The sequence below is a fragment of the Fibrobacter sp. genome (assembly GCF_017545445.1).
Taxonomy (GTDB): domain Bacteria; phylum Fibrobacterota; class Fibrobacteria; order Fibrobacterales; family Fibrobacteraceae; genus Fibrobacter.
Map to the genome: position 1 here is coordinate 22,539 of NZ_JAFWOM010000080.1, position 6,299 is coordinate 28,837.

7 protein-coding genes are annotated in these 6,299 nt (G+C 52.4%); all 7 read right to left on the reverse strand.

Translation table 11 applies throughout. The features are described from left to right. Positions 1 to 16: 16 nt before the first annotated feature. Positions 17 to 1,474 carry a radical SAM protein gene (locus tag IKG78_RS09755; protein WP_290942827.1) on the reverse strand — a complete coding sequence of 486 codons (1,458 nt, stop codon included), beginning with the start codon at positions 1,472 to 1,474 and terminating at the stop codon, positions 17 to 19. Beyond that, positions 1,471 to 2,715: a SpoIID/LytB domain-containing protein gene (locus IKG78_RS09760; RefSeq protein WP_290942829.1), complete on the reverse strand. Its 1,245-nt coding sequence runs from the start codon at positions 2,713 to 2,715 to the stop codon at positions 1,471 to 1,473. Before IKG78_RS09760 ends, IKG78_RS09755 begins: the two co-directional genes overlap by 4 nt. Before the next feature lie 5 nt (positions 2,716 to 2,720). Next, a complete protein-coding gene (gene def / locus IKG78_RS09765; protein ID WP_290942831.1) occupies positions 2,721 to 3,260 on the reverse strand; it encodes a peptide deformylase in 540 nt (179 codons plus the stop codon). A gap of 2 nt (positions 3,261 to 3,262) precedes the next feature. Further along, positions 3,263 to 3,631 (reverse strand): preprotein translocase subunit YajC, encoded by a 369-nt coding sequence (gene yajC, locus IKG78_RS09770; protein WP_290942833.1) that lies wholly within the window; start codon positions 3,629 to 3,631, stop codon positions 3,263 to 3,265. Between the two features lie 496 nt (positions 3,632 to 4,127). Next, complete coding sequence (locus tag IKG78_RS09775) at positions 4,128 to 5,069, reverse strand: cyclic nucleotide-binding domain-containing protein (protein ID WP_290942835.1); 942 nt, start codon at positions 5,067 to 5,069, stop codon at positions 4,128 to 4,130. Next, positions 5,066 to 5,974, reverse strand: a complete 909-nt coding sequence (locus IKG78_RS09780; protein ID WP_290942838.1) for a cyclic nucleotide-binding domain-containing protein — start codon at positions 5,972 to 5,974, stop codon at positions 5,066 to 5,068. The genes IKG78_RS09775 and IKG78_RS09780 overlap by 4 nt, the downstream gene beginning before the upstream one ends. A gap of 30 nt (positions 5,975 to 6,004) precedes the next feature. Continuing rightward, positions 6,005 to 6,299: 50S ribosomal protein L19 (gene rplS, locus IKG78_RS09785; RefSeq protein ID WP_290942839.1), on the reverse strand; the 295-nt coding region annotated here is incomplete at its 5' end.

A 6,299-nucleotide genomic window follows, 5' to 3' on the forward strand; every position in this document is an offset into this window, starting at 1 on the left:
AAAAGATAGAATTTTTTTATTGCAAATCTGCGATTAATGCGAAGGGTTCTGCATCTTTGATGCGGACGCGGAGCGTTTGCCCGGCAGGGAAAGAACCCTGGAGTGCGACAGGGCGGTAGGCTGTGTTGCGGGCGATGGTCGTGCCGTTACGGTGGCCGGGCTTTTCGGTGACGACAATACATTCGTCGCCAATCCATTTGCGGTTGTTTTCGAGTGCGATTTGCTGGAATGCTTCGGCGAGAATCGCGGAACGTTCGTGTTTGACGGTATCGGGTACTGCTAAGTTTGCGGGGGCGAGCTGCGCCGTGTTTGTTGCAGACTCAAGATGCGCCATGCTTGTTGCGGATTCGAGACGCGCGGCGACGGTGCCTGGACGCGCAACGAATCGCGTGATGTTGCAGACGGTCGGGCGAGTCTCTTTCAAAAGCGTGAGCGTGTCGTTGAAATCGGCTGCGGTTTCGCCGGGGTAGCCTACGATAAGGTCTGTGCTGAGCGTGAACTTGTCGAATCTTTCGTTAAAGGCGTGGGCGAGGGTGGCGTAGTCGCGTGCGGTGTGGCGACGGTTCATCGCTTTGAGCACGTTTTCGCTGCCGCTTTGCACGGGAATATGGATAAACTTGTAGATGCGTTCGTCCGTGAAGCAGTCGAGGAGCGCTTCTTGATAGCCGAGTACATGGCGCGGATTTCCCATGCCGAGGCGGATGCGGTAATTGCCGTTGACGTGCGTCAGGATGCGTTGCGTGAGTTCGGCGAGGTTTGTGCCGATGTCAAAGCCGTAGCAGGCGCAGTCTTGGCCGGTGAGCTGGATTTCGAGGCATCCGTCATCGACGAGCGCTTGGACTTGATCGACGATATCGTTTGGCGAAAAGCTGTGGAGGCGGCCTTTGACGAGGTGCGTGCTGCAGAATGCGCAAGCGTCCAAGCAGCCTTCTTCGATGTTCACGATGCCGACGAATGGCGATTCGCGAAGGACGTTTCGCACGCCTAAGGCCGCTGAGCTTGCCGAAGCGCCTGTCTTTTTGAGACCATTCGCGTTGCTCCAAGGTGACTTTGGTCTATTGCTTTTGCTAGTGCTAGAAATTATGGATCCCCTCCCTTCGGTCGAGGATGACAAGGTCGAGGATGACAGGGGCGGGTCTTTTTCAAGTTCTGAAAGCGTTGTGAATTGCACTTGTGGGACGGCTTGAATAGCTTCTTCGCGGAAGTCTTTCGGGGCGCAGCCCGTGATGTAAATGGGGACGTTCGGGTAAGCCGATGCGGCTTTGCGGAGGAGTTTTAAGGCTCCTGCGTTCCCTTTGACGGTGCAGACGTTCAAGTAAAATGCTTCGGGCGCGGTCGCGACTTTTTCATTTGTGGTTGCGGCACCCGGTTCTGGGAACGTGAATGTGACTTCGGATTTTCTTGAAAGTATTCGTGCTATTTTTTCGCCGTCGCCGAAGTTTGCGGCGCATCCTTGGCTTAAGACGACTATCATCTTGTGAATTTTTCCAGCGTGATGCCGGGGTAATAGTGCGTTAAAATTTGTATGTAACTTTGCCCTGCTTGTGCTCGGGCGCGTGCTCCCATCTGGCAGAGGCCTACGCCATGGCCGAAGCCTTTGCCTTTAAGAATCCATTGGTCTCCGTTGCGATGGATGCGGAAAAAGCTGGAGGGGAGGATGGTGCCGCCGCGTTTGAACAGCCAGCGGATTTTGTCGGCTTTGGCCGTGAATTTTCCGTTGTTCGTTGTGATTTCGAGCGTGTGGATGCGGCCACTCTTGAGCGTGTCGAGAATGTTCATCGCGTGGATGCTCGAAAAACTCGGGACGTTCGCCTTGGCTTCTTTAGCGTTTATCTGGAATAAATCGCGGAGCTCGCTTTCGTCAAATTCGCGGGTCCATTCGGTGTAGTTGGATTCCTTGCACCAAGGCGTGCCATCGGGGCGGAGGTCGGGCTTGTTTTGCAGATACGGGTGGTTGGGGCGACCCCAAGTGACGACGCCTTCGGTTTCGCCGCCGCATGTCGAGTGGTAGTAGGCGGTGATGAATTCTCCGTTGTAGGTCATCACGACGCCTTCGGTTTCGCGGACTGCTTTGTCTGTAACGTCGGAGACGCTGTGGATGCCTTTATAGACTTGGTCGCGTGTGTCGGCATAGACGTCGAAACCTTGTGCTTTGCGGCTCCCGAAGTGCTTGTAGGCGTAAGTGCGGGCGGCGACGGCTTGTGCCTTGAGGGCTTCGAACTTGGATTCGTCGAGGCGACCGATTTCGTAGGGGACTACGCCACGTAGGTATTTTTCGATGTCGATGACATTGATGGCGTTTAGTTTGTTCCCGCTTGCGGTGATGACAAATTCACCTTCGTAGCAGGCTTTGTGGAGCGATGCTTTGTCCGTCGCAATGACGATGCATCCGTCGGTGGGTTTGAATACGCGGCGCTCTGATGTTTGCTGGCGTTTCCCTTTTTGCTTGATTCTAAGCTTGCTTCGGGAGGCGGTGATGTGCAGTTCTTCGTTCTTTTGACGGACGTAGATGCTTGGCACGCCTACGAAAACGCCTACTTGGATAGGCCTGTTGAGTTCCCGCGATATTTGCTGGGGGACAATAGTCTGCTCGGAAACACTGCTTGCTTCGATGGGGCTGTAATCGTCATCATCGACCGCAAAAGATGGGGTCGATAAAGCGAGAGTCGCCAGTGAAAAAGAGGCGATTGCAGAGAATTTTCGGAGCAGACCCATGAACCCTATTTCTTTTTGAGCTTTGCTTGTGTTTCCTTGGCCATCTTGCGGAGTTTGGACTGGTTCAGTGTACGATCGGATGTCGAAATTTTATCGACAAAGAGGTCGCCGTTGAGGTGGTCGCACTCGTGCTGGATGCAGCGGGCGAACAGTCCTTCGCAGTTGTGGATTTCCTGGGCTTCGCCATTGATGTCGAAGAATCGCACGACGACGCGGTCCGGGCGGACGACGTTGCAGAAAATTTCCGGGAGCGAGAGGCAGCCTTCGTCGTAATCGGCGGGCTTTGCGTCCGGTTCGGCTTCCCATTCGGGATTGAACATGATGTAGGGGCGCGGTTCCTCTTCGTCGGGGATTGCTGTGTCGATGACCACGAGTCTGATATTCTTGCCGACTTGCGGTGCGGCGAGTCCACAGCCGGGAGCGTCGTACATGGTTTCGAGCATGTCTTTGGCGAGCTGTCGGAGTTCCGGCGTGATTTCGGTGATGGGTTCGCATTTTTTGCGAAGCACTGGGTCACCGTAAATTCTGATGGGGAGAATGGCCATGATTACTTCTTTTCTTCGACCTTAGCGGTGTTGTCGTTGTTCAAAACGCGGAGAATGGCGGCCTTGTCGAATTCAATGGTCGAGGTGCCGGTGCGGAGCGTGATGAGATTGTCTTCCATAGCGGAAACAACACCGATGATGCCGGCGGAGGTCATCACCTTGTCGCCCTTCTTGAGCTGCTTGCGCATTTCATCCATCTGCTTCATTTCTTTCTGCTTCGGGCGGATGAAGAAGAGCCACATCACCACAAAGAGGAGAATGAGGGGGAGGAAGCTCGCGAGAGCACCCGGCTGTTCCGGCTGGGCTGCGGCTGCGTCCTGGGCAAAAGCGGCGATGGAAGAAAGAGTCACGAGAAGTGCAGAGAGTTTCATAATAAACCTTTTTGGGGTGAATGTTTTGTTCGACGGAAAAATAGAAATTTAGACGAGAGACGATAAATGCGTAAGGCGAATATCGCGACAAAAACTTGTTTTTTGACATGATTGAGCCTAGCATTTAGCACATGTGCAAAGACGAGAGAATAAGAGGGTTTTAGGTTACAGGTTTTAGGTCTTAGGATTTAGTATCACGCACTTCGTGCGTCTTTTTGTGGGCGGCATCGCCGCTCTTTCGTCTAAACAGTCTCCGGATCCTATCGGGCGGCTTTATACAGTGTATTGTTGATGTGTATTGTGTAAGGAGGTCCCCGCCTCCGCGGGGATGACAGGCTTCGCCTGCTCTGATTGCTCCTCGCTCATTACAGACAACTGACAGCCCACTGCTCACGCCCTCCACCCCCTTCCTACTTCCTACTGTCTACTTCTTACTGCGGCACTGCCGCTCTTTCGTCTTTCGTCTATAGCCGCGAAGCGGCGTTCTTTCGTCTAATTACCCACTAACCACCAGCTTCTTGTCGAGCTGCGGGTAGATGCGGTTGAGTTCAAGCAGGTTCAGAATCTTGTCGAAGTCGGCGGAAAATTTCTCGATGTTTTCGAGACCCGCAATGTCGTTGATTTTAGTGGAAGTTTCCGGGGAGGCTTGCAGCAAACGCTTTTGCAAGAGCGTTTCAAGGCTGCGCATCGTGAGCGACATCCCGTGCATGGAATGCTTTGTCTGGGCGGCAAGATCCGTCGTCTTTACGGCTACGAATCCATTCGGCTGGTGTTCCCCTTTTTCACCAGCGGCCTTTACGAATGCAGTGAGAATTGCCTGCTCGATAATGGATAAAATGTTGTGCGAAGCGCTCTTGTAGATAGCGCGGTGGCGTAAAGTCTCGTAAAGGAGATTGATGAGGTTTTCGTTTTCAATGGTGAGCGTTTCTGCTTGCAAGCGGATAAGCCTAAAGTCTTGCAAAATAAGCAGCAACTTGTAGGTTTCCAGCGATGAAAGGCTCGAAAAATTCTTGAGTTCGTTCTTAATAGTTTTAAGATAAATTAATTTGTCGCTAGATTTGGAGAGAATGAACAAAAGCGAAGGAAATGTTGTAATAAATTCTTTCTTGCGCTTGTTCTCTTGTGCGATGTGGTTCCGCTTTGTCAAAAACGACAGTACCGATTGCATCCAGAGCGGCTGTTCTTCCATGGCTTCGTGGTACAGCGATTGCGGAATGACTTCGATTTCGCAGTCTTCTTCGGCCCGTACCGTGTATTCCAAAGGTTCGCCTTCGACAAGGCTCATCTCGCCGAATGTGGAACCCGGCCCAAGATTCTTTGTCTGGATTTCGTTTTGCTCGTCTTTGAACGATGCGACAAGAGTTCCCTTCTTGACGATATAGAAGGAGTGGGGATGGTCACCCTGCATGCAAAGAATTTTCCCTTCTTCGATATTCATTTGACCGTCCCCTTGATATTCTGCTCGTACTTCAATGCGGTCTCGAAATAGCTAATCTTTTCCAAATCAAGCGAGAGAAGGTGATTCGCTCTTTCGGTAAACCACTCGAATTGCTGCATCTGGAGCCAGTCGGCCACGCTTATTTCAAGATTGCGATCCTTGAAAAAGGCTATCCATGCTGTTGCGTCTTTGGAGGTGCCGTTTTCTAGCGTCGAAAGCAAGACGAGAATTCTTTTTTGCTGGAGCGTGAGATTGAACGGATGCCAAGGCTTGTCCAAGTCCTTTGCTTTCTGGTAATCAGAGAATATTCCGAGAAGGTAGGGATTGGGAATGGTAAGGCACGAGCTGTCGCCTTGGAAAACGACCAGTTTGCGGCGAATCAGTGTCTTTAACGCTTCGCTTGCGGTCGGCATGGGCGTCTTGGTCAGCCATGAAAATTCCTGCAACAGAGCTTTTGTCTGTAAAAACTCGTCTTTTTTGAAAAACTTGCAGAACGTGGCTAAACCGGCGAGCGGATTTGCCGTTTTGGCGGAGCGGATAGATTCGTTGATGCGGCGGGTCCTTGCCGAAATGGCCTTGATGACAGCCAAAAGCCAGACCGGGAGCGATTTCAGCTCGGATTCCATGCACTCGTCGTTGATGACCGTGATGGATGAATCGACGGAGGCCTGGAAAACGTAACGGATGGGTTCGCGTTCGAGAAGGGAGCCTACGCCGACGAGATTCCCGGGGCGGATTTTGAAAACGACTTTGTTGTTCGCTTTAGGGTCGAGCGCGACTAACTCACCCTCGTTCAAAAGGATGATTTTCTTCTCTTCGTCTTGCGGAGAGTAAACAACAAAACCCGCCTTCACGCTGAGCTGCGTGGGCGGGATAAGTTTCTTTCGGGAATCCCCCCTAATCATCGGGAATTGCCGCCTTCGAGGTCCGGCTAATTAAGCCTGACGTTCTTCGATACGTGCAGCCTTACCGCGGAGGTCGCGCATGTAGTAAATGCGAGCCTGGTGGACCTTGCCGGAACGTTCGACAACGATGGAGTCGATGCGCGGAGAGTTGACCGGGAAGATACGTTCGACAGCGACAGAGCCAGACATCTTGCGGACCGTGATGGACTTGCCGATGCCAGAGTTCTTCTGCTGAATAACGACGCCCTTGAACGGCTGGATACGTTCCTTGGTACCTTCGATAACCTTAACGTTAACGGTAACGGTATCGCCAGCGCGGAATGCC

Bases quoted from the DNA above. Each gene is read 5' to 3' on its own strand.
- IKG78_RS09760 (WP_290942829.1), bottom strand. From the start codon at position 2,715: ATGGGTCTGCTCCGAAAATTCTCTGCAATCGCCTCTTTTTCACTGGCG.
- IKG78_RS09780 (WP_290942838.1), bottom strand. From the start codon at position 5,974: ATGATTAGGGGGGATTCCCGAAAGAAACTTATCCCGCCCACGCAGCTC.
- yajC (WP_290942833.1), bottom strand. From the start codon at position 3,631: ATGAAACTCTCTGCACTTCTCGTGACTCTTTCTTCCATCGCCGCTTTT.
- IKG78_RS09755 (WP_290942827.1), bottom strand. From the start codon at position 1,474: ATGATAGTCGTCTTAAGCCAAGGATGCGCCGCAAACTTCGGCGACGGC.
- IKG78_RS09775 (WP_290942835.1), bottom strand. From the start codon at position 5,069: ATGAATATCGAAGAAGGGAAAATTCTTTGCATGCAGGGTGACCATCCC.
- def (WP_290942831.1), bottom strand. From the start codon at position 3,260: ATGGCCATTCTCCCCATCAGAATTTACGGTGACCCAGTGCTTCGCAAA.